The sequence below is a fragment of the Candidatus Protofrankia californiensis genome, from assembly GCF_900634765.1.
Taxonomy (GTDB): domain Bacteria; phylum Actinomycetota; class Actinomycetes; order Frankiales; family Frankiaceae; genus Protofrankia; species Protofrankia californiensis.
Map to the genome: position 1 here is coordinate 1 of NZ_CAAAFT010000115.1, position 2,393 is coordinate 2,393.

Sequence of the window (2,393 nt, forward strand, 5' to 3'; positions counted from 1 at the left end):
CCTCCACGATGTCCGCGGCGACCAGCGGGGTGTCCAAAGCGATCCGCCGGACGGCGCGCAGCAGGTCCGCGGGGGTCATTCCGCCCGGTTCCGGCGTCCCGGTGCCGGGTGCGAAGCCGGGATCGAGCACGTCGATGTCCACGGACAGGTACAGCGCCCGGCAGCCGTCCACGGCCCGGGCGATCGCGTCGGTGACGACCGCGCGTGATCCGCGTTCCCAGACCTCGTCCATCAGGTGCCAGTGCATGTCCTGCTTGCGCATCCAGGCGAACACGTCCGGCGGCGGCCAGTAGCCGCGAAGCCCCACCTGGACGAAGTTGCGCCCGCGCACCGCCCCGGACTCGATCAGCCGGCGCATCGGCGTCCCGTGCGAGGCGAGGTTGCCGTCGACGATGTCGGCGGTGTCGGCGTGCGCGTCGAAGTGCAGCAGGCCGAGCTCTCCCCAACCGATCGCTTCGGCGACCCCGGACGCCGCCGGCCAGGTGATGGAATGGTCACCACCGATGATCACGGGGATGATCCCGAGACCCGCCACGCCGCCGACCTTCGCGCGGATGTTGCGGTGCGACGCCTCGGTCTGCCCGGTCGGGCAACGGGCGTCCCCGGCGTCCACCACGTCCAGCCAGTCGAAGATCTCGATGCCGAGGTCGAGATGGTAGGTGCCGGGTTCGTAGGCGAGCGCGCGCAGTGCCCGCGGGCCGAAGCGTGCGCCCGGTCGGTGTGTGGTCCCGATGTCGAACGGCGCGCCGATCACCGCGACGTCCGGACGGCGAGCCGCGAGATCGTCGAGCGCCGGCATCCACGGGCGGTGACAGAACGTTGCCAGCCCCTCGTATCCGGGCGCATCGTCGGCGGAGACCGGCGTCTGGGATGCCGGTGCCGCGGAGGCCGGCGCCGGGGAGACCGACGCTGCGGACATCGGTACCGGGGATACCGGTCCTGTGGGGGGCCGGACGTCATGTGCCCGCACCTGGGCAGCGTCCCCGCCGCGCCGGGCGAGTGGGTCGACCGGACCTGCCATCGCTCCTCCTCGCCCGCGTGATTTCCGTCCGAGATTTAACGTAGGGTGAAATTATTATCACTAATTGCATGCCCGCACTGTTGCGACGGCGCCTTCGGCCATCCTCCACCAAGCGGGATGAAAGGGCGGAGGCCGGGGCGAAAGCCTATTTTCGATCTTCAATCCGAAATCATTCCGCGGTGCGGATGCGAACCGCGTCCTCCTCTGGTGCGCCTGCCAGCCGGGTCTCGTCGCGGCCGCGGCTACGACCGCCGACGGGCCCGCGCGCGACAAGCTCGCCCGTCGTCACGTTGCGCACGCCCTCGTCGTCGGTGAGCAGGGTCGGTGAATCATCCGGCTTCCCTTCGCCGTCAAGGCTCAGCGGCCGCTCGACAGCGTCGTCGATCGAGGCGTACACGTCGAATTCCAGGACCTCACCGGACTCCAGCCGCGCCGCCTCGGTATATGGGTCCGGTTCGGGCTGCTCCTGGGCGAGCAGCGAGTCCAGCGACTCGCCGATGCGTTGTTCCTGGGCGGTCGTACCGAAGCGCTCACCTGCGCTGAAGCGGTCCGGAGGATCCCAGCCGTCATCGAGCGGGTCGAAACCGCGGTCGGTCGAGCCCAGGCCGTCACTGTCGAGACTCTCGGACTGTTCAAGCGGACTTCCGTACGTGTTGACGTAGCCGCTGTAGAAGTAATCGATGTCGACACTGTTGTCGCCGTCCGGGATCGGCTGCGTCATCGCTGCCTCCTGATTGGATCAAAGCTCTCAGGATCTGTCCGGCCGATCCTCAATCACAAGGGACGGACCATGGCGGCCGGTCTTGTCCTTCGTGGCCATTCCCTTGATGGCCCGCGGCTAACGCGCGCATAGCCGGCCACCGGGTCGACACGGTTCCGCGCCGGTCGTTCGCGGGGAGCGCCGGAGTCACCACGGTCGGACGGCAGGCATCGAAGTCGACCCACCCTGTTTGCAACCCCATGTTCGATGGCGTATAGCGTTCATGTTCGTGTCTACTGTCGCGGACCGCATTCTTGAGCGGCTGGCAAGGGTTCCGGCCGGCCTGGACGACGGACAGTTGGCGGAAGCACTCGAGTTGCGCCGCCAGACCGTGAACCAGGTTTGTCGGCGCTTGTCGGACAATGGGCGTCTGCACCGCGCGCCGGGTCCGAACGGTCGCATCGTCAACCGCCTGTTGCCGCAGCACGACGCCTACCCCAGACCCACCTCGGCGCAGCCGGACGAACAGGCCCGGCCGGCTGTCGATCCAGGATCCCAGGAGAGCAGCCCGGTCACGGTTGCCGCCGGGTCCGATGATCGTTCAGATGCCGGTCTGGCTGCCCCGCCGGCACCGAAACCGGCACCGAAACCGGCACCGGAACCGGCACCGGA

2 protein-coding genes and 1 pseudogene are annotated in these 2,393 nt (G+C 68.5%); all 3 read right to left on the reverse strand.

What is annotated here, in order from left to right:
* Positions 1–799 (reverse strand): agmatinase family protein (locus tag DD1DGNOD_RS06820; protein ID WP_346434280.1); only part of this gene is annotated, 799 nt, incomplete at its 3' end.
* A 391-nt stretch (positions 800–1,190) separates the two neighbouring features.
* Positions 1,191–1,742 (reverse strand): hypothetical protein, encoded by a 552-nt coding sequence (locus DD1DGNOD_RS06825; RefSeq protein WP_131765729.1) that lies wholly within the window; start codon positions 1,740–1,742, stop codon positions 1,191–1,193.
* Positions 1,743–2,213: 471 nt separating this feature from the next.
* Positions 2,214–2,393 (reverse strand): annotated as a pseudogene (locus DD1DGNOD_RS27815) (J domain-containing protein); the annotation flags it as partial.